Annotated in this window: 17 protein-coding genes and 2 pseudogenes; 8 read left to right on the top strand and 11 right to left on the bottom strand. The window is 67.0% G+C overall.

Annotation, left to right across the window (positions count from 1 at the left end):
- Positions 1-85: 85 nt before the first annotated feature.
- Positions 86-913, bottom strand: coding sequence for a phytanoyl-CoA dioxygenase family protein (locus H0X90_RS34125; protein ID WP_230463872.1), 828 nt, complete (start codon positions 911-913; stop codon positions 86-88).
- Here H0X90_RS34125 and H0X90_RS34120 point away from each other — a divergent pair.
- On the top strand, positions 896-1,183 hold the full coding sequence (locus tag H0X90_RS34120) for a hypothetical protein (protein ID WP_171984161.1): 288 nt from the start codon (positions 896-898) through the stop codon (positions 1,181-1,183). The genes H0X90_RS34125 and H0X90_RS34120 overlap by 18 nt on opposite strands.
- 247 nt (positions 1,184-1,430) lie before the next feature.
- Here the strand turns inward: H0X90_RS34120 and deoC are convergent, their stop codons facing one another.
- Positions 1,431-2,111 carry a deoxyribose-phosphate aldolase gene (deoC, locus tag H0X90_RS34115; RefSeq protein ID WP_077190033.1) on the bottom strand — a complete coding sequence of 227 codons (681 nt, stop codon included), beginning with the start codon at positions 2,109-2,111 and terminating at the stop codon, positions 1,431-1,433.
- 146 nt (positions 2,112-2,257) lie between these two features.
- On the opposite strand from deoC, the gene deoR reads away from it, so the two are divergent.
- Complete coding sequence (gene deoR, locus H0X90_RS34110) at positions 2,258-3,028, top strand: DNA-binding transcriptional repressor DeoR (RefSeq protein ID WP_006491525.1); 771 nt, start codon at positions 2,258-2,260, stop codon at positions 3,026-3,028.
- A gap of 70 nt (positions 3,029-3,098) precedes the next feature.
- On the opposite strand, the gene H0X90_RS34105 is transcribed toward deoR, so the two are convergent.
- From H0X90_RS34105 to H0X90_RS34080, 6 genes are all read right to left on the bottom strand, one after another.
- The gene (locus H0X90_RS34105) at positions 3,099-4,151 is read right to left on the bottom strand and encodes an aldose 1-epimerase family protein (RefSeq protein ID WP_077190032.1); all 1,053 of its coding nucleotides are present in this window, start codon (positions 4,149-4,151) and stop codon (positions 3,099-3,101) included.
- Between the two features lie 2 nt (positions 4,152-4,153).
- Positions 4,154-5,527, bottom strand: coding sequence for an L-fucose:H+ symporter permease (fucP, locus tag H0X90_RS34100; RefSeq protein WP_006498514.1), 1,374 nt, complete (start codon positions 5,525-5,527; stop codon positions 4,154-4,156).
- Between the two features lie 40 nt (positions 5,528-5,567).
- Positions 5,568-6,494, bottom strand: coding sequence for a ribokinase (gene rbsK / locus H0X90_RS34095; RefSeq protein WP_006489721.1), 927 nt, complete (start codon positions 6,492-6,494; stop codon positions 5,568-5,570).
- Between the two features lie 358 nt (positions 6,495-6,852).
- Positions 6,853-8,280 carry an efflux transporter outer membrane subunit gene (locus tag H0X90_RS34090; RefSeq protein WP_034203723.1) on the bottom strand — a complete coding sequence of 476 codons (1,428 nt, stop codon included), beginning with the start codon at positions 8,278-8,280 and terminating at the stop codon, positions 6,853-6,855.
- A complete protein-coding gene (locus H0X90_RS34085; RefSeq protein ID WP_077190031.1) occupies positions 8,277-11,474 on the bottom strand; it encodes an efflux RND transporter permease subunit in 3,198 nt (1,065 codons plus the stop codon). Before H0X90_RS34085 ends, H0X90_RS34090 begins: the two co-directional genes overlap by 4 nt.
- Before the next feature lie 12 nt (positions 11,475-11,486).
- On the bottom strand, positions 11,487-12,743 hold the full coding sequence (locus tag H0X90_RS34080; protein ID WP_077190030.1) for an efflux RND transporter periplasmic adaptor subunit: 1,257 nt from the start codon (positions 12,741-12,743) through the stop codon (positions 11,487-11,489).
- 323 nt (positions 12,744-13,066) lie between these two features.
- Between H0X90_RS34080 and H0X90_RS34075 the strand changes: the two genes are divergently transcribed.
- Together H0X90_RS34075 and H0X90_RS34070 are read left to right on the top strand one after the other, a co-directional pair.
- Positions 13,067-13,816 (top strand): response regulator, encoded by a 750-nt coding sequence (locus H0X90_RS34075; RefSeq protein WP_102898717.1) that lies wholly within the window; start codon positions 13,067-13,069, stop codon positions 13,814-13,816.
- On the top strand, positions 13,800-15,077 hold the full coding sequence (locus H0X90_RS34070) for an ATP-binding protein (protein ID WP_077190029.1): 1,278 nt from the start codon (positions 13,800-13,802) through the stop codon (positions 15,075-15,077). Before H0X90_RS34075 ends, H0X90_RS34070 begins: the two co-directional genes overlap by 17 nt.
- Before the next feature lie 30 nt (positions 15,078-15,107).
- Here the strand turns inward: H0X90_RS34070 and H0X90_RS35915 are convergent.
- Positions 15,108-15,386 (bottom strand): annotated as a pseudogene (locus H0X90_RS35915) (LysE family translocator); the annotation flags it as partial.
- 185 nt (positions 15,387-15,571) lie between these two features.
- On the opposite strand from H0X90_RS35915, the pseudogene H0X90_RS34065 reads away from it, so the two are divergent.
- The 4 genes and pseudogenes from H0X90_RS34065 to H0X90_RS34050 form a co-directional block, all read left to right on the top strand.
- Positions 15,572-15,987 (top strand): annotated as a pseudogene (locus H0X90_RS34065) (2Fe-2S ferredoxin); the annotation flags it as partial.
- Between the two features lie 256 nt (positions 15,988-16,243).
- Positions 16,244-16,921, top strand: a complete 678-nt coding sequence (locus H0X90_RS34060; RefSeq protein WP_006489720.1) for a heavy metal response regulator transcription factor — start codon at positions 16,244-16,246, stop codon at positions 16,919-16,921.
- Complete coding sequence (locus H0X90_RS34055; RefSeq protein WP_077190027.1) at positions 16,918-18,378, top strand: heavy metal sensor histidine kinase; 1,461 nt, start codon at positions 16,918-16,920, stop codon at positions 18,376-18,378. The genes H0X90_RS34060 and H0X90_RS34055 overlap by 4 nt, the downstream gene beginning before the upstream one ends.
- Before the next feature lie 79 nt (positions 18,379-18,457).
- Positions 18,458-18,820 (top strand): colicin immunity protein, encoded by a 363-nt coding sequence (locus H0X90_RS34050; RefSeq protein ID WP_077020423.1) that lies wholly within the window; start codon positions 18,458-18,460, stop codon positions 18,818-18,820.
- A 103-nt stretch (positions 18,821-18,923) separates the two neighbouring features.
- On the opposite strand, the gene H0X90_RS34045 is transcribed toward H0X90_RS34050, so the two are convergent.
- Entirely contained in the window at positions 18,924-20,429 is a 1,506-nt protein-coding gene (locus tag H0X90_RS34045) for an efflux transporter outer membrane subunit (RefSeq protein WP_077190026.1), read from the bottom strand.
- Between the two features lie 31 nt (positions 20,430-20,460).
- Complete coding sequence (locus tag H0X90_RS34040; protein WP_077190025.1) at positions 20,461-21,870, bottom strand: efflux RND transporter periplasmic adaptor subunit; 1,410 nt, start codon at positions 21,868-21,870, stop codon at positions 20,461-20,463.
- Positions 21,871-21,884: the final 14 nt, after the last annotated feature.

Below are 21,884 nucleotides of genomic sequence, written 5' to 3'. Positions count from 1 at the left end.
ACGGATCGCGCCGGAATCGATGGAAAATTTCCGCCGACCCGCGCGTACGGGAGATGGGGCAGCGCTCCACCGATCCCGCCGCGATTCATTCCGGCTCGGGTTCGCGCATCGGTTGCCGCGGCGCGTTCAGCCAACGCGCGATCCTGCCGCCCGCGAGTCGCCACTCGAACGGATTGCGAAAATCGAACGTGTACAGTTCGTGCAGAAGGGACGGCCAGCACCCACGTAGATTCCGGGACGCCTGGGAGCGCTCGATGCGCGAGGGGCGCCACGTGTCGTGCCAGGGAAAGTTCGTCGTCGTACTCGAGCACCGTCGTGGTAACCGGAAATTGAGCGCATACGCGTACCGCGGCCGATCCGAGAAGTTTGCCCCCGCGGCGTGCAGCGTGCGCCCCGCATGCACGGTGCAGTCTCCCGGCATCAACGGACACGTCACGGCGCGCGCCGGATCGAATCCGCCGACACACTCGAGTCCATGGGCGGTCACGTCGTTCCCGAGCGGTACGTGCGGAAGGACGTCGTACAGGTGAGACCCGGGGATGAACCGCATGCACCCGTTGTCGACCGACACGGCTTGCAACGGAATCCAGAAGTTGACTTCGCGATGGTCGATGCGCGCGTCGGTAAACGCGTCGTCCTGATGCCATGGCGTCACGGTGTCCGTACGCGACTGCTTCAGGAAAAAGCTGTCGCCGGCAAAACGAACATTCGGGCCGAGCAGCGCCTTGGCGATATCGAACGCGGCGCAGCGGATACGGAGTTTCGCCAGCCGACGCTCGAAATAGGACGCCCAGTGAAGTTGGAGAAGTTGAGGCCCGGAATCGCCCCCGTTCGACTCGGGATAGAAATCGAACATCAGGCCCTGGGCGTAGCCCGTGCGACTGCCGAGCAGACGATGGCCGATTTCGCGCAAGTCTTCGATCTCCGCGGTGTCGATCAGCCCGTTGATGACCGCAAAGCCGTCGTGATGGAACCGGGACCGAAGATTGGCTTGCATTGGAGCCTTGACGATGAGTTCACGGATCGCGAAGCGATGCAGACGGCCTCTGATTTTTCGATTTTCGTATTTTCGCGAAGGACGCTTCTGTTCGATACCTTACGTTGGTTGCCGACGGCGGAGCAGCCCGACGCGTTCTGCGACAAGGGCTATCGGGTCGTGAATGGCGCGGGCGGGGCAACGTGAACGTCGCGATGCCGCCACGTGCCGGGCGAGCGCAGTACCCGGCCGGCGCCGCCGTAGCGGTGGTGCAGCCGATGTGTGCACCACCGATCGCAGCATCGCCGTGCTGGCCGTCGATGGCGTGTGCCGCACCGGTCGTCGCCTGGCGTGCGTCCGACGTCGGACCGGGTCCGGCCGGAACCTGCGCGACGAGCTTCGACGGCCAGTCTTGACGTGTGATGCACGCGTGCGAAGGCCGGCCGTTCGCGCGTCAGTACCCCGATCCGCCGCCCGTCTGATCGCTGACGATCGCCACTCCCGAGCTCGTACCGAGCCGCGTCGCGCCGGCTTCGAGCATCGCGAGCGCGGCCGCGCGGTCGCGCACGCCGCCCGACGCCTTCACGCCGAGCGTCGGCCCGACCGTGCGGCGCATCAGCGCGACGTCGGCGAGCGTCGCGCCGCCGTGGCCGAACCCGGTCGACGTCTTCACGAACGCGACGCCGAGATCGCGGCATATCTCGCACACGCGCACCTTCTCGTCGTCGGTCAGCAACCCCGTTTCGAGGATCACCTTGAGCGGCACCGTGCCGCACGCGCGATGCACGGCGTCGATGTCGGCCTTCACGTCGTCGGCGCGGCCGCTTTTCAGCGCGCCGATGTTGATCACCATGTCGATCTCGCCGGCGCCCGCCGCGATCGCGGCGGTGGCTTCGAATGCCTTCGCGGCGGACAGCCCCGCGCCGAGCGGAAAGCCGACCACGGCACACACGAGCACGCCGGTATCGGCCAGCTCGCGCGCGGCGAGCGGCACGTTCGCCGAATTCACGCAGACCGAGTAAAAGCGATGCTCGGCCGCCTGGCGGCAGAGTTCGCGGATCTGCGCGTCGCTCGCGTCGGGCGCGAGCAGCGTGTGATCGATGGTTTGGGCGAGTTGGGCGTTGGAAAGCGGCATGTGTCAGGACTCCACGGATCGTGTGCGGAAAGGGCACACGGAAAGTTGATGTTTTCACATCGGTTTGTTACAAATACGACATTCCGGCCGGGCCCGCGCGCCCGGCACGACGAGCGACTCACGCGGCGGGCACGCAGGATACAGGCATGGAAACAAAGAAGGGCGAGCGGATCAAGACATTGATGAACGTGCTGCAAGGGCAGAACGCGATTCATCTGAAGGAAGTCGCCGAGTTGTTCGGCGTGTCCGAAATGACGATCCGCCGCGATCTCGCGGACAACCCGCACGGCCTCAGCCTGATCGGCGGCTACGTGACGCGCCATTTCGCCGCGCAGCGCAGCGACATCGGCGAATACCTGATCAGCGCCGAGAACAACCGGCAGACCGAGGAAAAGCGCCGCATCGGCAAGCTGGCCGCGCAATTCGTGACGACCGGCGACACGATCTTCGTCGACTGCGGGTCGACCACGCCGTTCATCGTCGATTTCATTGCCGACGACCTCGAATTCACGGCGGTCTGCAATTCGCTGAACGTATTCGCGAAGCTGCAGCAGAAGCCGCATTGCAACGTGATCCTGTGCGGCGGCGCGTATCACCGCCAGAACATGGTGTTCGAATCGGTCGCCGAAACGGGCATCCTCGATTCGGTGCGCGTGTCGAAGGCGTTCATCTCGGCCGCTGGCGTGAGCGACCGCTGCGGCGTCACGTGCTTCAACTTCCACGAAGTCGACGCGAAGAAGAAGGTGATGGCGCGCGCGCAGAACCGCTTCCTGCTGGTCGACCACACGAAGTTCGACGAAGTGCGCGCGGCCTATTTCGCGGAACTGACCGATTTCAACTACGTGATCTCCGACGGCCAATTGAGCCGTCGCTACGAAACCGCGATCCGCGAGCACGGGATCGCGCTCGTGACGTGAGGCGGCGCGGGCGTGCGGCGCGCGGGGCGTCGCGCTTTTCGTCGCGGTTTTCATCACGTTTTCCATCACATCACGCATCGCGCGCTTCCGCCGCGCTCAGGTAGCCGGTGACCACGTCGAAGCGGCGCGACGCTCCCGGCGCCAGCGCCGCGACGTGGCCTTTGCGGCGTTCGGCTTCGTAACCTTCGGGCTCGCAGGTCGACGGCAACGCGAACGCAGCGACCTGCTGGTCCGCGTTGTGCAGGATCCAGCGCGTCGCATGCGGGAATTGCGCGGGGCGGTACGCGGTGTGGAACGCGCCGCCGTCCGGATGCGCGAGCCGGAAATGCGCGACGCCGTCGCCATCCGTTTCAACCTCGTTCATGAAGAACACGATCTCGGGGTCGTACAGCGCGGGCGCATCGAGCGTCGCGAGCCGCGCCGGATCGCGCGCGAGCGTGGCCGTGTAGTCGCGCCACGCGGCGGTCGGCTTCACGTGCGCGGGCACGCTGTCGCGCAGCCGCATGCCGCCAGGCGGGAGCGACTGCTCGAAGCGGCCGCCCGGCACGTACGCGTAGTTCAGGTGGGCCATGTACATCAGGTCCATCGGCGCGCCGCCGAGGTTCGTCACGTCCATCGCGATCGTCATCCGCGCATCGTGCTCGGCCAGCCGCACCGACGGACGCGCGACGTAGTGGCTGCCGAAGCCCTGCACGTATTCGTACTCGCCGGTCACCTCGACCGTCGCGCCGCGCGCATCCGCGCCGACGACGAGGCTCGCGCGGTCCATCGGCGCGCACGGCATCTCGCCGTGCAGCGCGTGCGTGTCGTCCGGCCCCGGGCAGCCGTTGCGCAGCAATCCGCTGTGGAACATGAAGCAGCCGTAGGTGTCGATGATCGACGCCACGCGCTTCGGCTGCCGGAACATGTGCTTCATCGTCAGGTCGCGGCCGTCGAATTCGGCCGCCCAGATCATCTGGCCGAGATACGGCAGCACGACGAGATGGCCGCGGCGGTTCTCGAGCTTCAGCGCCTCGACGCCGGACGGATACGCGAACGCGGTCACGGTGAGGCCGTCGGTGCGGTACAGCGTGCGCGGTGTTTCGCGGAAGTCGTCGCGCCGCAGTTCGATCTCGCCCTGCATGGTCAGGCTCCCGACGTGTTGCGCGTCGCGGCGTAGCGCGTGGACGCGTGGCCGTCGGCCGCCGCGTCGGGCGTCGCCGCCGGCAGGTGACGCAGGCAGTAGAAGCCGTAGTAGACGATCACGACGAAGCAGACGAGCGGCACGACGAACGCGAGCTGCATGTTGCCGCCGGTGTGATCGGAGATCAGCCCCTGGATCAGCGGCACGACCGCGCCGCCGACGATGCTCATCACGAGGATCGAGCCGCCGTATTCGGTGTCCTTGCCGAGGCCGTCGATCGTGAGCCCGTAGATCGTCGGCCAGCACGGGCCGAGGAAGACGCTCACGCACACGGCCGCATAGACGGCCGTGATGTTGTGCACGCTGATCGTGTACGCGAGCAGCGCGATGCACAGGATGCCGTAGACGATCAGCACCTTGGCCGGCCCGACGCGTTTCATCACGAGCGTCGCGACCAGCTTGCCGACGAAGAACGCGAAGAAGGTCGCGAGCAGGTAGCGCGATGCGCCGCGCTCGGTGAGGCCGCCGATCTGCATCGCGAGCCGGATCGTGAAGCTCCATACGCCGACCTGCGCGCCGACGTACAGGAACTGCGCGACCACGCCCGCGACGAAGCGCCGGTTGCCGAACAGCCGCGCGAGCGTGCCGCGCGCGTCGATCCGGTGCGTGACCGCGCCCGTGCCGTTGCCCTTGCAGGCCGGGTACGGCGTGAGCGCAAACACGATGAACACCGCGACGAGCACGACGATCAGCCACTTGTACGGCTCGAGCGTCGCCTGGATCATCGCGAGCTGATGCGTGTGCGCGTCGGCGGCCGACATCGCCGCGAGCTGCGCATGCGACGCGTCGCCTTCCTTGAAGATCAGGAAGCTGCCCATGTAGACGCCGGCCATCGCGCCGAACGGATAGAACGTCTGCGAGATGTTCAGGCGCCGGGTGCTGGTGCCGCGCGGGCCCATCAGCGTCGAATACGAGTTCGACGCCGTTTCGAGGAACGACAGGCCCGCGGCGATCACGAACAGCGCGACGAGGAACATTCCGTACTTCGCCATCGACGCGGCCGGGAAGAACAGCAGGCAGCCGGTCGTGTAGAGCAGCAGGCCGACGAGGATCGTCGTCTTGTAGCTGAACTTCTTCACGACGGTCGCGGCCGGAATCGCAAGGAAGAAGTAGCCGAGATAGAACGCGGACTGCACGAACGCCGATTCGAAATCGGACAGGAAGAACGATTTCTTGAACTGCGCGATCAGCACGTCGTTCAGGTTCGCGGCGGTGCCCCACAGCGCGAACAGGCAGCACAGCAGCGTGAACGCGAAGAGCGGCGTGCGATTCAGGTAATAGCCGTCGGGGGCGTGTTCGATCCGGGTTCGGCTCATGGGTGTCTCCTTCCCAATGTCTCGTCGATGAAGGTGCCGGTCAGAAGCCGGCGTCGCGGAGAAAGCGTTCGAACGTCGCGGCGTCGGCGTACGACTTCTGCGTGCCGAGGCCCGTGACCGAATGCGCGGCGTACGCGGATGCGTAACGCATCGCATCGATCGCGTCGCGCGACGCCGCATAGCAGCGTGCGAAGCAGCCGATATAGGCATCGCCCGCGCCCGTCGTGTCGCGCGCGTCGACCGGCACGCCCGGCACGTGCCGCACGCCGTCGCGCGATACCAGCAGCGAACCGTTGCTGCCGAGCGTGACGAGCACGTGCTTGAGCCCGCGCGCGACCAGCGCTTCGGCGGCGCGGGTCGCACTTTCGCGCGAATCGACCGGCATACCCGACACGATCGCGAGCTCGGTTTCGTTCGGCACGAAGAATTCGACGGAACGGATGCGTTCGAAATCGAGGTCGGCGACCGCCGGTGCGGGATTCAGCAGCACCGGAATGCCGTGCCGCGCGCCGAATTCGATCGCGTGATAGACGGTGTCGAGCTCGATCTCGAGCTGCAGCACGATCAGCGCGCATTCGGCGAGCATCGGCGCGGCCGCGTCGATGTCGGCCGGCCGCAGGTGGCGGTTCGCGCCCTTGACGATCAGGATGCTGTTGCTCGAATCGGGTTCGACGAAGATCGGCGCGACGCCGCTCGGCACGCCGGCGACCTTGCGCACGTGCGTGGTGTCGATGCCTTCGCGTTCGAAGTTGCGGATCGTGTTGTCGGCGAACACGTCGTCGCCGACTTTCGTGACCATCACGACGCGCGCGCCGAGGCGCGCGGCCGCGACGGCCTGGTTCGCGCCCTTGCCGCCGCAGCCGAGCTCGAAGTTCGGGGCCTCCAGCGTCTCGCCCCGGGCGGGCATGCGCGCGACATAGGTCACGAGGTCGACCATGTTGCTGCCGATGACGGCGATTGTCTCCATCTGCGTCTCTTCCTTGGTATGGGATGCGCCGCGGCGCGCGCATGGTCGGCGGCCGCTCGCGACAGGTGATAATAAAATCACATTAAATGTGAAAATGCAATCCTATGATGTTAGGAGGGTCACTTTTCGGTCGCTGGCCAGGCGGACGAGACGCCCGCATGCCGCTGTCGGCATGCAAAAAGATTGCACGTGGGAGGGCCGGGCGAGGATGGGCCAGAAAGATGGGCTTTCGCGAGAACCGCGCGCGATCCGTCGTGCGCATCGCTGTTTTTAGCAGTCCGTTCCTGCGGGGGAACGAGGCATCGATGGCAAGACGCCCGTGATGTGCGAAAGCGCGTCGGTCACGGGCGTACGGAGGCTACCGCTGCGCCACCGCGCTCGTTTCCCGCCAGCCGCCGCCCAGCACCTTGTACAGCGTGATGAGATTGGACTGCTTGGCGAGCATGTCCGTGACCAGTTGCTGTTGCGCGGCGTAGAGCGTGCGCTGCGCGTCGAGCAGGGTCAGGAAGCTGTCGGTGCCGCTGCGGTAGCGTGCCTGCGCGAGGTCGTAGTATTGCCGCGCGGACTCGACGTAGTCGCGATCCGCGGCGACCTGGGTGACATACGTGGTGCGTCCCGCGAGTGCATTCGACACCTCCTTGAACGCCGTCTGGATGGCCTTTTCATAGTGGGCGACGTCGATGTCCTTCTCGACTTTCGCCACGTCCAGCGTGGCGCGGTTGTAGCCGAAATCGAAGAGCGGCACCGAGAGGGTCGGCGCAAACGTCCACGCCCCCGTGCCCGCCTTGAACAGGTTCGAGAGGCTGCCGCTCGTGGTGCCCGCGGAAGCCGTCAGCTCGATCTTCGGAAAGAACGCGGCGCGCGCCGCACCGATGTTGGCGTTGGCGGCCTTCAGCGTGTGCTCGGCTTCGACGATGTCGGGCCGGCGCGCGAGCAGATCCGACGGCACGCCTTCGCCAATGTCCGCGAACGTGTGCTCGCTTTCCATCAGCGAAGGGCCCTGCGGCAGATCGTCGGGCAGCGGCGCACCGATTTCGGCCACCAGGTTGTTGCGGTCCTGCGCGACCGCACGCGTGTACGAGGCGAGACTCGACCGCGCGCTCGCCAGCGAATTTTCGGCCTGGCGCACGTCCTGCAGCGACGCGCTGCCCATTTTCATCATGTTCACCGTGAGATCGTAGGTGTGCTGGTCCGCATCCACGGTGTTCTGTGCGATCTGCAACGACGTCTCGTCGGAGCGCAGTTGCAGATAGTCGGTGGCGACGGTCGCGATCAGGCTGATCTGAGTGCTGGTGCGCGCGGCGTCCGTGGCGAGGTACTGCTCCAGCGCCTGGCGCTTGAGGCTGCGCAGGCGGCCGAAGAAGTCGATTTCCCACGATGTGAGGCCCACGCTCGCGCTGCTCGAACCGTATGCGCCCGTGGAGCCGGCCACGCGTTCGCGCGTGATCGAGCCGGATGCGTTGATGGCCGGTCCGACGTTGGCGCGCGCGATGCGGTACTGCGCTTCGTACTGCGCCACGTTGAGCGCGGCCACGCGCATGTCGCGGTTGTTCGCGAGCGCGAGTTCGATCAGCTTTTGCAGTCGCGGATCCTTGAAGAAGTCGCGCCAGCCGAGGTCGGCTCCCAGCGGTGCCGCAGCCGTGCTCTGCGCGGCCTTCGGCTGCGACCGCGAGGGCACGGTGGACCAGGTATTGTCGACCGGTGCGGCCGGCCTGTGGTACGTCGGGTCCAGCGTGCAGCCTGCCAGCATGCCCATGCAGACAAGGGCGATCAGTGTGCGTTTCATGCGTTGCCCTCGTTGATGTCGGCGGAGTCCGTCGTGTGACCGTGTTCGTTGAACAGTCTGCGCACCACGACGAAGAAGACCGGTACGAAGAAGATGGCGAGCACCGTGGCCGCGATCATGCCGCCCGTCACGCCCGTGCCGATGGCGTGGCGTGCGCCGGCGCCGGCACCCGTACTGATGACGAGCGGCAGCACGCCGAATACGAACGCGAGCGAAGTCATGAGAATGGGGCGCAGCCGCATGTGGGCGGCTTCGAGTACGGCGTCCACGAGGCTGCGTCCCTGCGCTTGCAGATCCTTCGCGAACTCGACGATCAAGATGGCGTTCTTCGTGGACAGACCGATAGTGGCCAGCAGCCCCACCTTGAAATAGATGTCGTTCGAAAGCCCGCGCCCATGAGCGGCAACTAACGCGCCCAGCACACCGAGCGGCACGACGAGCAGCACCGCAAGCGGAATCGACCAGCTTTCGTAGAGGCCCGCAAGGCACAGGAACACGACGACGAGCGAGATTGCATAGAGCACCGTGGCTTGCGAGCCGGCCTGCTTCTCCTGATACGACTGGCCCGTCCATTCCACGGCGAAGCCGGGCGGCAGTTTGCGTGCAAGCTGTTCGACTGCCGTCATTGCCTCGCCGGTGCTCACGCCGGGCCGCGTGGCGGCCGAAATGCCGGTGGCGAGCTGCCGGTTGTAGCGCTCGATCTGTGGCGGCCCGAACGTCCAGTGGCTCTTTGCGAACGACGAGAAGGGCACCATCGTGGAGTCGTAGCCTGTCGTGCTCGTGGTGGTGCTCGAGGACGATGAAGACGACGAACTCGACGCACTGCTGCTTGCCTTCACATACCAGTCGCCAAGGTCGGCAGGCATCATGCGATACGGGGCGTCCGACTGCACGTAGACTTTCTGCACGCGCCCCGTGTCGATGTAGTTGTTCACGTAGGACGAACCGAACGCGGTCTGCAGCGTCGCGTTGACGTCGGAGATGGAAAGCCCCAGCGCGTTGGCTTTTTCGCGGTCGATGTCCACCTGCAGCTGCGGCGTGTCTTCAAGGCCGGACGGACGCACCATCGCGAGCGTCGGCTCCTTCGACGCCATGCCGAGAAACTGGTTGCGCACCGCGAGCAGCTTGTCGTGGCCTGCGCCGCCGCGATCTTCTATCTCGAAGTCGAGGCCGCTTTGCGTACCCAGTTCCTGAATGGCGGGCGGGTTCAGCACGAAGATGCGCGCGTCGCGATTGCCGGCGAAATGCTGGTTGGCGCGCGCGATGATGGCCGACACGCTGTCGCGCGAACCGCGCAGGCTCCAGTCCTTGAGCGTCACGAACGCGATGGCGTTGTTCTGCCCCTGGCCGTTGAAGCTGAAGCCGTTGATGGCGATGACCTGCTTGACGCCCGGCTCGTCTTTCAGCACGTACTGCTCCACGGCCTCCACCGTCTTCAGCGTACGCGAGGCCGGCGTGCCCGCGGGCGCGCTGATCGACACGATGAAGTAGCCCTGGTCTTCGTCAGGCAGGAACGAGGAGGGCAACGTGACGTAGAGCAACGCCACGACGCCGGCGATCGCGCCGTAGAGCAGCATGTAACGCGCGGGTCGCGCGACCACGCGTGCGAGCGAGGAACTGTAGCCCGCGTTGCGCTTGGCGAACCACCGGTTGAACCAGCCGAAGAAGCCGCGCTTGTCGTGGTGCTCCACGTCGGCGCGCTTGAGCAGCGTGGCGCACAGCGCCGGCGTGAGCGTAAGCGCGAGCATGACCGACAGCAGCATCGCCGAGACGATGGTGATGGAGAACTGCCGGTAGATCGCGCCCGTGGAGCCCGCGAAGAACGCCATCGGAATGAAGACGGCGGTGAGCACGGTGGTCACGCCGACCAGGGCGCCGGTAATCTGCCCCATCGCCTTGTGCGTGGCTTCCTTCGGGCCGAGCTTCTCCTCGCTCATGATGCGCTCGACGTTTTCCACCACCACGATGGCGTCGTCCACGAGCAGGCCGATGGCGAGCACCATCGCGAACATCGAGAGTACGTTGATCGAAAAACCGATCATCGACATCACGCCGAACGTGCCGAGCAGCGCAACGGGCACCACGAGGGTCGGAATCAGCGTGGCGCGCACGTTCTGCAGGAACAGGTACATCACGAGGAAGACCAGTACGACCGCTTCGAACAGCGTCTTCACGACCTCTTCGATCGAGATGCGAACGAACGGCGTGGTGTCGTACGGGTAACTGATCGCGACGTCCTTCGGCAATTGCAGCTGGATCTCGGCGAGCTTCGCCCGCACGGCGTTGGCCGCGTCCAGCGCGTTGGCGCCGGTGGCGAGCTTGATGGCGAGCGCGGATGCCGGCTTGCCGTTCAGACGCGACGCGGTGTCGTAGCTGTCGCCGCCCACCTCGACGCGCGCCACGTCCTTCAGCAGCACGCGCGAGCCGTCGCTGTTCACGCGCAGCAGGATGCTGGCGAACTGGTCGGCGCTCGTCAGCAGACTCGACGAGCGGATGGTCGCGTTGATGGCCTGCGAATCCGTTGCCGGCGAGCCGCCGACCTGCCCCGTGGAAAGCTCGACGTTCTGGTTCGTGATGGCCGTGGTCACGTCGGAGGGCGCGAGTCCGAAACCGTGCAGCTTCACCGGGTTGAGCCAGATGCGCATCGCGTGCTGCGCGCCGAACAGCGTCACGTCGCCCACGCCGTTCAACTGCGCGAGCGGATCTTCGATCCGGGTCGCGATGATGTTGCCGAGATCCACCGAATTCCAGGTGCCGCCCGGCGACGAGAGCGCGACGATCATGAGAAAGCTCGTCGACGCCTTCGCGACCTGCACACCTTGCTCCTGCACCGTTTGGGGCAGGGTAGGCGTGGCCTGCGTCACCTTGTTCTGCACCTGTACCTGCGCGATGTCGGGATTCGTTCCGGGATTGAACGTCAGCGTGATGGTGGCTTGCCCGGCGGAACTGCTCGTGGACGACATGTACAGCACGTTGTCGATGCCGCTCAGCTTCTGCTCGATCACCTGGGTCACGGTTGCCGCGACGGTGTCGGCGGAGGCGCCGGGGTAAGTGGCCGTCACCTGCACGGAGGGCGGCGCGATGGTGGGGTACTGCGCGACGGGAAGACTCGTGACCGCCGCCGCGCCCACCAGCATGATGACGATGGCCATGACCCACGCGAGAATGGGGCGCTTGATGAAGAACTCTGCCATGCCGTTCTCCGCCTAGCGTTGTGCCGACACGGTCGAGGCCGTGTCCGTCGCGGGTGCCGCGGATGCCGCGTTCGCCTGCGTCTGCGGCGTATCGGCCGCCACCTTGACCGGCGCGCCCGCATGCACGCTCTGCAGGCCGCTCACGATCACGCGGTCGCCGGCGTGCAGGCCCGAGGTCACGATCCATTGGTCCCGGAATGCGTTGTCGGCCGTGACTTGCACTTGCCGCGCGTTGCCGGCCGCATCCACGACGTAGACGCTCGCCTTGCCGTCCGACGCGCGCGTCACGGCCATCTGCGGCACGAGTATCGCGTTGTCGTTCTCGCCTTCTTCCAGGCAGGCGCGCACGAACATGCCGGGAAGCAATTCGCGTTCGGGGTTCGGGAACGTGCTGCGCAGCGTGACCGACCCGGTGGTGGCGTCCACCGTGACGCCGGAGAACTGCAGCGCGCCGGGGTGGGCGTATTCGGTGCCGTCTTCCATCACGAGCGTGACGGCGGCGCTGTCGCTGCCCGTTTTCTTCAGGCGCCCGGAAGCGAAGGCCTTGCGAAGCCTCAGCCATTCCGTGCTGGGGCGCGTGACGTCGAGGTACATCCGGTCGAACGCCTGGATGGTGGCGAGCGCGGTGGTCTGGTTCGAGGTCACGAGCGCGCCTTCCGTCACGGTCGATGCGCCGATGCGTCCGGAGATGGGCGCACGCACGTGCGTGTATTCGAGGTTCACGCGCGCGGATTCGAGCGCTGCCTCGTCGGCCGTGACGCTCGCGGCGTCTGCGCGAACCGCGGCGACGGCGTCGTCGTAGTCCTGCTTGCTCACGGCGTTGATCTTCACGAGTTCGGTGAAGCGGTCCGCTTTCGTCTTCGCCGAAGCCAGCGTGGCGCGGGCGTTTTCCAGCGTGCCGCGTGCCTGGTCGTAGGCAGCCTGGTAGGTGGCCGGATCGATCTGGTAGAGCACCTGGCCCGCCTTCACGTCACTGCCTTCCACGAACAAGCGCTTGAGGATGATGCCGCTCACCTGCGGTCGTACGTCGGAGACCTTCTGCGCGGAAAGGCGGCCGGAAAGTTCGGTCGTTTCGACGATCCGCTGCGGCGCGAGCGAGAGCACGCCCACCTGGGCGGTCTGCGTGGCGAAGCCGCCGGGCGGTGCGCCGGTTTGCCTGTTGCAGCCGGCGGTTCCGACTATCGCAAGGATCGAGAGTGCGGCAAACAGCTGGCGCGGCCTGTACGTCATGGGGTGGTGCGCGTGGTTCGCGAGAATGGGCGTCTTCATCTTTGACCTGTTTGGACATCGCGATGTCGCGCGATGCGAGAACGGGACGGCTCCGGACGCTTCAGGGGACCTGGCGGTGCCGGTGCTGGACAAGGCGTAACGCTACCGACGGCGCATTTTTTTGTGCTTACGGAAACTTACTGTCCAGTGACGCGCCTGGAGAGGGGGAAGAGAATCGGGATTTCGGCATACGTAATACCCTCGCGGCCCGGCCCTTGTGCTGGTTCCGTTAGGAATCGCAAATCACAGTAATATTTCGAAAGCCAGTCAGATCGTATCCGGGCTACCATCATTTCGTCCTCACGCCGCCCTGAATACCTGAAATGCACCCACCTTCCATCCCCGGCTCCGCGCCGCAAGTCCTACTCGTCGACGACGATGCGGAACTGCGCGACCTGCTGCGCAGGTTCTTCCAGCAGCGCGGCATCGAGTTCTCCGTTCTGCACGATGCAACGAATCTCGCGCGGCGGCTGGAGCGCGAACGGCCGGCCATCATCGTGCTGGACCTCATGATGCCGGGCGTGGATGGCCTCACCGCGCTCAAGCAGCTGCGCGCGAGCGGCGACACGATTCCCGTCATCATGCTGACCGCGCGCGCCGACGGCATTGACCGCGTGCTCGGGCTCGAACTCGGGGCGGACGACTATCTGGGCAAGCCGTTCATGCCCCAGGAACTGCTCGCGCGCATCCAGGCAGTGCTGCGCCGCCAAGGGCCACCGCGGACGACAGCGGTGCAGGAGAAGCCCGCTCCGTGCCGGTTCGGCCGCTTCGAACTGGATTTCGCGACGCGCACGCTGCTGTGCGAAGGCACGCCCGTGAAGCTCACCGGCGGCGAGTACGCGCTGCTCGAGGTGCTGGCCTCGCACCCCATGGAAACGCTTTCGCGTACGCGGCTCATCGAATTGCTCCACGGTCCGGATGCCGAAGTGACCGAGCGCGGCATCGACGTGCCGGTATGGCGCCTGCGCCGCCTGATCGAGGACGACCCGTCCAATCCCCGACGGCTGCAAACCGTGCGCGGGATCGGCTACATGTTCATTCCCGACAACCCGGCCGATGAAGAATCCACTTGATACGATGTTCGGCCGGCTCGTCATCACCACGGTGGGCCTGCTGATGCTGGTTCATCTCACGTCGCTGCTGTTGATCGAGCGAACGCGCGCGAGCCTCGCCGCCTTCCATATTTCGCGCGTCGTGGAGGTTGCCGCCGGCATGGACGGGCGGGGCGGCGACGGCGAGCGGTCCGGGGCGGACATCCTCGGTATTTCGTTCGTGGACCTGAAGCAACTGCCGGCCGCCGACGCGCGGCGCTTTGGCGACGACACGAACGGGCCCATCGAACGGCAATTGCGGCACGTGCTGCCGCCGGGCACTCACGTGGCAATGGACGACGACGGCACGCTGCGCGTGCTCCCCGCGGGCAGCACGCGTGGCATCGTGCTGCCGCAAGCCGAGGTGCCGCTGAGCCGTTTCACCGGGGCGCTGGCGTTGACGCTGATGTTCGCCATCGTGGTTGCCGTCGTGCTTGCGTGGCAATTGAATCGCCCCATTCGCGATCTTGCCGCAGCCGCGCGCGAACATCGCACCGGCCACCATCTGAACATCGTGCGCAAGCGCGGGCCGCGCGAATTGCGCGAGCTGATCGGCGACTTCAACGACATGACCGGCGAGCTGGCCGTGGCCGAGCGCGAGCGCGCCGTGATGCTGGCGAGTATCGCGCACGACCTGCGCACACCGATCACACGCATGCAGGTGCGGGCAGACCTGCTGACCGATCGTGGCGATCGCGAGGGTTTTCTGCGCGATACCGAATCCATGTCGCGTGTCATCACGCAGTTTCTCGACTTTGCGCGCGAGATCCCCGAAGGCTCGCCGCGGATCAGCGTGGACACGCATTGCCGTCGCGATTACACCGACGCGCTGGGTCCGAGCGGCGAGGCGCACCGGGATGCGCTCGTCACGCTCGATCTTCACGCGGGGCCCGACTTCATGCTACCCGCGGTCGACATCGACCGCACGCTCTCGAACCTCGTCGAAAATGCGCTGACCTACGGCGAGCCGCCCGTGGAGATCACCACGCGAGCGCATGGCGAGCACTACGAACTCGTGGTGCGAGACCACGGGCCCGGCGTATCCGAGGCTGATCTGGATCGCGTGCTGCGTCCGTTTGTCCGGCTCGATCCCGCTCGCGGCGGCACCTCGCACAGCGGTTTGGGCCTGGCCATCGTTCACCGCCTCGTTCGCCATCACGGCGGCACGCTGCAAATTGTCAACGCGGCCGACGGCGGGCTCGTCATAGCGATGCGGTTTCCGAAGCGCGGCGTCGCGCAATGAAGCGCCGCGCGCCGCCCAGCTTGCTTTATGCGTCCACATCTTCAGCGCGAGGAAAAAGATGTAGACGGAACTCGCGAGCTTGACCGCGTCATAAAGCCAGGGCCGGCCGCCCAGCGAGCGCGGACAGGAAGAATCCCCATCCGGCAATCGCGATCGCGTAGCGTGCGCCTCGGCGACGATCAGCGGCCAGGTGCCACGCAAGCCGACCTTCAAGCCGGACGACAGCAGCAGCGTATTGGTCGGCCCCGGCACGATCGGCACCAGCGACACGTACATCGACATCTTCAGCAAGGCTTCCTGGATGGGCACGCGGCCTCCTCGATTCGTCAGTGTCGCGGTTCGCGGCCGGCCAGCGCTGGCACGCCGTTGAAATGTTTCAGCGCGAATGCGATTCGCGCTTCCGTGAATGTGCTCGCCTTCATGGCCTTTCTGTTCTCCCGCGGGCTCGAGAACACCGCGGTGACGATCCACGCGCTCGCAGCGCGCCTGATCTCTTCGGGCCGTTCGGCATGCTGTCGCGCGCGCTTGGCATGAACATGTCGCAGATGAACCTGCACTTCGACGGCTACCTGGGCGGATGCGTGATGACCGTCGCGCTGGACGCAGACGTCAAATACAAGCTGCTCCAGTGCGTGACGCCGGTGAGCGACGGCAAGAACGTCATGCACATGCTGATCTCGATCAGGAAGGCCGCGGCGTGCCGCGGCGCGCGATCGACTACCTGCTGTTCGGGCTCCAGACCCGGCAGGCGGCGGGGTACGACGTCAGGATCTGGAACGGGATGAAGCCGGACGGCGGCGGTGCGTACAGCCGGTACGACAAGCTCGTGCTGAAGTACCGCGCGTTCTACCGCGGCTGGGTCGCCCGCGTCGGGGTGAGCGAGCCGCCCTGCGCGAGCCGGCGGCGTTAGCCTGACCGGCGCCGGCCGCGCCGTTCCGTCCGGCGCGCGCGAACAGCGATGAACCGCATGGACGGCCGGCGTTGGCGCGCGCGGCCGAACCGCCCCGCGATGTCAATGTGTCCCTGTTTTCGTGCAACCGCACGCCAGGCTGACCGGCTGATTACGGTTTTGTCATCTACGCCATTCGCGCTTGCACGCAGCGGCGCCGCGTCGCCGTTTCCCGGTAACATCGCCGCATGTCCCCACGAATGCGACGGAGCCGGCGATGCGCATCCTGATAGTCGAAGACGAACCGAAGACGGGCGCGTACCTGAAGAAGGGGCTCGAGGAGTCGGGTTTCAGCGTCGATCTCGCGAAGGACGGCGGCGAAGGGCTGATGCTCGCGCAGGAAGAGCGTTACGACGTGATCGTGCTCGACGTGATGCTGCCCGTGCTCGACGGCTGGGGCGTGCTCAAGCGGCTGCGCGACACGCACACGACGCCGGTGCTGTTCCTGACCGCGCGCGACGACGTGCAGGACCGCGTGCACGGCCTCGAACTCGGCGCCGACGACTACCTCGTGAAGCCGTTCGCGTTCGTCGAGCTGCTCGCCCGGATCCGCACGCTCGCGCGTCGCGGGCCGCCGCGCGAGACCGAGCACCTGGCGGTCGGCGATCTGGACATCGACGTGGTGCGCCGCCGCGTGAAGCGCGGCGCGACGCGGATCGACCTGACGCCGCGGGAATTCTCGCTGCTGCAGCTGCTCGCGCGCCGCCAGGGCGAGGTGCTGAGCCGCACGCAGATCGCGTCGTACGTGTGGGACATGAATTTCGACAGCGACACCAACGTCGTCGAAGTCGCGATCCGGCGCCTGCGCGCGAAGATCGACGACGCGTTCCCGGTCAAGCTGATCCATACCGTGCGCGGCGTCGGCTACGTGCTCGAACCGAAGGACGACGCATGACGCGGCCGCGCTCGCTGGCCGCGACGCTCGCGCTCGCGTTCGCCGCGACCACGCTGGCCGCGTTCGCGCTCGTCGGCGCGTACGTGTATGCGGGCCTCGAGCGGCAGGTGAACACCCAGGACGATCTCGACATCGTGCTGGCCGCGCGCCACACGCGCCGGCTCGCGGGCGAACTCGAGTCGCTCGACGCGGTTCGCTCGCACGCGGAGCGGCTGACGAGCCAGGTGCTGGGCAACGAGGCGCTGTCGATGGTCGTCGTCGATGCGGGGGGCGACGTGCTCGCGCGCCACAACGTCCGGCTCGCCGCACTCGACGACGCGCCGGCAGCCGCTTCGGCGCCGCTGGCCGACGCGCAGCTCTTTGCGCCACGCGCGGTGCCGGTTCCTGCGAACGACCGGATCACGGACGACCGGCTCGTCACGTGGACCGCCGACGGCGGCACGCCGATGCGCGGCGTCGTGATCGAGGCCGCGCTCGGCGACCGCACGCCGATCCGCATCGCGATCGCGCGCAACATGCGCGACCGGGCCGATCTGCTCGACGGCTACCGCGACCGGCTCAAGCTCGCCGGCGGGCTCGGCGCGCTGTTCGCGCTGCTGCTCGGCTACTGGCTGATCCGCACGGCGCTCGCGCCGTTGCGCGAGATCGTCGACAACACCGGCCGGATCACGGTCGACAAGCTCGACACGCGGCTCGACGCGTCGCGCGCGCCGCCCGAGCTGCGCGCGCTGGTCGACGCGCAGAACGCGATGCTCGGCCGCCTGCAGCAGGCGTTCGCGCATCTGTCGCAATTCAGCGCCGATCTCGCGCATGACCTGCGCACGCCGCTGAACAACATGCGCGGCGCCACCGAAGTCGCGCTCGCGCGGCCGCGTTCGGTCGACGAGTACCAGACGCTGCTCGAATCGAATCTCGAGGAATACGACCGTCTCGCGCGGATGATCGAGAACGTCCTGTTTCTCGCGCGCGCCGAGCATCCGAGCTTCGTCACGCGGCAGCGCGCGTTCGACGTGCGCGACGAACTCGAGCGCATCGCCGAGTATTTCGAGGGGCTCGCCGACGAAGCGGGTTCGACGTTGCGCGTCGACGGGCAGGGGCAGCTGACGGCCGATGTCGAACTGTTTCGTCGGGCCGTGGGCAACCTGCTCGCGAACGCGCTGCGTTACACGCCGGCCGGCGGCGTCATCACGCTCGCCGTCGACGAAACGCCGGATGCAGTACGCGTCGTCGTCGAGAATCCGGGGGAGCCGATCGATCCTGCATTGCTACCGCGGATCTTCGACCGGTTCGTGCGCGGTGATCCCGCGCGCAGCGGCGGTGCACCGGGCGGCACGGCCGGGCTCGGCCTCGCGATCGTGCGCTCGGTGATGGAGCTGCACGGCGGCACCGCGCAGGTCGAAAGCGACGCGCGCGGCACGCGGTTCGTGCTCATGTTCAACCGGCCGACGGCTGCGTAATGGCGGGATCGGGCCGGGCGGCTGTCGCGTGTGCCTTCGCGTCGCTGTTCAATTCCGCGCGTGCGCCGATAAACTGGAAATGAACATGATGAATATTGATCATCACCGCGTATACGATTCGTCGGACGATTTTTTTCTCCTGGCTGGCAGTATTGTGATGAAGCTCACTACAGAGGCGGCAGTCGATGTTTGCGAGCGGGCCGCCCAACAGGGTTTGGTTGTCGCTAGAATCGAAGGCGGCATCTGGCGTAACCCCGGATTCGAAGCGAGGGTCGATTGCATTTGGGATGGCGCTGATCCTCCTGTTGATCTGGACGCTGCGGAACAAAATAATCAAAGGGCAGCCGAGTTCATTCGATCGGAGAGCCCTCCGCATGACGTTTTCGTGGTGACGGCCCCGTCGATGACGGGCTGGAAACACAGACGGCGAGCAGGCCCGTGACAACCTTCGTTTTGCACAGGTCAGGCTGCCACGATAAACGGCATTGAAATCAAGGGCCGACCGAGATAGCAGAAAGACCGGTCATGAAGCCCGTGAACCTATTTCAACCGGCCGCTGCAGGTTCCTTCTTGCTAGCGTTCGATTCCGCGCCTGAGCCAGCGCTCGCGCTCACCTGCCAGCCACCACCCAGCGCCTTCAGCAACCCGACTTCGGCCTCGATCCGGCGCGCGTCGATCTGATCGGCCGTGCGCCGGTTCGTCAGCGCGATCGTCTGCGCGGTCACCACGTCCAGATAGCTGACGGCGCCCGCGTTGAAGCGATTCGTCGTCAGCCGCAGCGACAGGTCGGCCGCGTCGGTCGCGCGCTGCTGGCTGCCGGCCTCGGACGCGAGCGCATCGAGCGCGGACAACTGATCCTCGACCTGCTGGAACGCGACGAGCACGGTTTGCCGGTAGTCGGCGACCGCACCGTCGTATTGCGCATGCGCGTCGCGCAGCGACGCGCTGCGGCGGCCGCCGTCGAACAGCGTGCCGGCGAGTTGCGGGCCGAGCGACCAGAACAGGCTCGGCGCGGCGAGCCACGGCGCGAAGAACGAACTTTCGAGGCCGGCGCTCGCCGACAGCACGAGATCCGGGAAGAACGCGGCCCGCGCCTCGCCGATCTGCGCGTTCGCGGCCGCGACGCGACGCTCGGCCGCCGCGATGTCGGGCCGCCGCTCCAGCAGTTGCGACGGCACGCCGGCCGGAATGGCCGGCACGTGGAACGGCTGTACGTGCGGCGGCAGCGCGAACGTCGACGCGCTTTCGCCGACGAGCGTCGCGATCGCGTGCTGCAACTGCGCACGCGACGCATCGATGTCGGTGTCCTGCGTGCGGGTCGATTCGAGCTGCGTCTCGGCTTGCGCGACCGCCGACGCGTCGATCGCACCGGCCGCGAGTTGCTGCTTGAGCAGCGTCAGCGCGTCCGCGTACGCATGCACCGTGTCGTCGAGCAGTTGCTTCTGCGTGTCGAGCGAGCGCAGCGCGAAATAGTCGGTCGCGAGTTCGGCCGTGACCGACAGCTTCACGGCCTGCAGGTCGGCCGCGCTCGCGGCGGCGTTCGCCTGCGCGCCGGTCACCGCGTCGCGCACGCGGCCGAACAGGTCGGGCTCCCAGCTCGCGGCCACGCCGACCTGGTAGTCGGGCGTCGTCTTGCCGGCGAGCGACGAGCCGAGCCGGTTCTGCGACACGCGCGCGCGGCTCTGCGCGGCACCGGCCGTGATCGTCGGCAGGAACCCGGCGTGCTGATAGTCGACCATCGCGCGGGCTTGCTGCAGATCGGCGACGGCTTTCTTCACCGTCTGGTTCGACACGTCGACGCGCGCTTCGAGCGCGTTCAGATCGGCATCGTCGAAGACGGTCCACCAGGCGCCGCGCGCGGCGGCGTCGGCCGGCATCGCGACGTGCCAGCCGGTTTGTTCGGCAGGTGCTGCCGGTGCGCCTGCATAGTGCGCGGGCACCGCGACGGCGGGCGGCGAATAGCGTGGCAGCGTCGAGCAGGCGGTCAGTGCGGCGACGGCGCCGAGCGCGACGATGCGGCGAGCGAACGGGAGCGGATGAGGAAGACGCATGGCAGGCATCTCATGGGTGGTCGTCGATGGGTCAGCCGTGGGCGGGCGCGGGAGCGAGTGTTGACGCAGCCGGCGCGGCACCGGCCGCGTGTACCGGCGGCACGTCGCGTGCACTGACCGTGGAGGCCGGTTGCGCGGGCAGAGCGGACGAAGCGGATGAAGCGGATGAAGCCGCAACCGGCGCCGCATCGTGCGAAGTCGACACGATCTTCACGGCTTCTCCGGCCGTGATCGCATCGCCCGGGTTGTCGATCACGCGATCGGCCGCCGCGAGCCCCGCGACGATCTCCACGCGCATGCCGAAATCCCGCCCGATCTGCACGGTCTTCAGCGCCGTACGTCCGTTCGCACCGACGGTGGCGACCTGCACGCCGTTCGGGCGGAACAGCAGCGCGCTGACCGGCAGTTCAAGCGCCGGCGCCGCGCTCGGCACGACGAGATGCGCCTGCGCATACGCGCCGGGCATCAGCGCGCCGTCGCGGTTGTCGACGTCGATCTCGACACGCAGCGTGCGCGTGACGGGATCGATCGCGCCCGCGCTGCGCGCGACCTGCGCGGCAAAGTGCCGGCCCGGATACTGTGGCGTCGTCAGGTAGACGGACGTGCCGGCCGACACGCCGGTCGCGCTGTCCTGTGGCACGTCGACGAACACGCGCAGCGTGTTCGTCTGTTCGAGATGGAACAGTTCGCCGGACAGGCCCGGGCTGCCCGGCGTGCCGCCCGCGGTCACGAGCGTGCCGACGTCGACGTTGCGTGCGGTGATCACGCCGTCGAACGGCGCGGTGACCGACTCGTACGACACGAGTTCGGCAAGATGCGCGACGTTCGCCTGCGCGGACGCGAGCATCGCGCGCTTCGCGTTCATGTCCGCGACCTTCGTGTCGGTGTCCTGCTGCGACACCGATTGCGTTTTCAGCATGTCCTGCCAGCGCTGCGCGGTCGATTTCGCATAGTCGTAGTTCGCCTGCGCGCTCGCTTCGTCCGCACGCGCCTGGCGCAGCTGCGCATCGAGATCGGGCGCCGAGATCTGCGCGAGCGTCTGGCCGGCCTTCACGTGCGCGCCGAGATCGGCGCTCCAGTGCGCGATATAGCCGCTCGTGCGCGCATAGATCGACGCGTCCGCATACGGCATCACCGAGCCGGGCAACGTCAGCGTCTGGTCGGCCGGCGCCGCGCCGGGCATGACGACCGACACCGGCAGCGCCTGCTGCGCGGCGACCTGCGCGCGCTGCGCGGCGCGTGCATCGATCCGCGGCACGATGCCGAGCGCGAGCAGCGCGGCGGCGAGCGCGACGGCCGCGAGCGGCACGGCCAGCTTGCGGCCGCGGCGGGGCGGCGGTGTATCGGAGGCGGCGCCGCGCGCGGCGGGCGGCACGGCTGCGGCCACGGTGGCCGCTTCGGCGGCGGGCGGCGGGGCGACGGGTTCGATCGAGTCGTTCATGATGGGTCCGGGGG

It is taken from the genome of Burkholderia sp. 9775_39, from assembly GCF_015712225.1.
Lineage (GTDB): Bacteria > Pseudomonadota > Gammaproteobacteria > Burkholderiales > Burkholderiaceae > Burkholderia > Burkholderia cenocepacia.
This window is presented reverse-complemented; position numbering and strand designations above follow the sequence as displayed.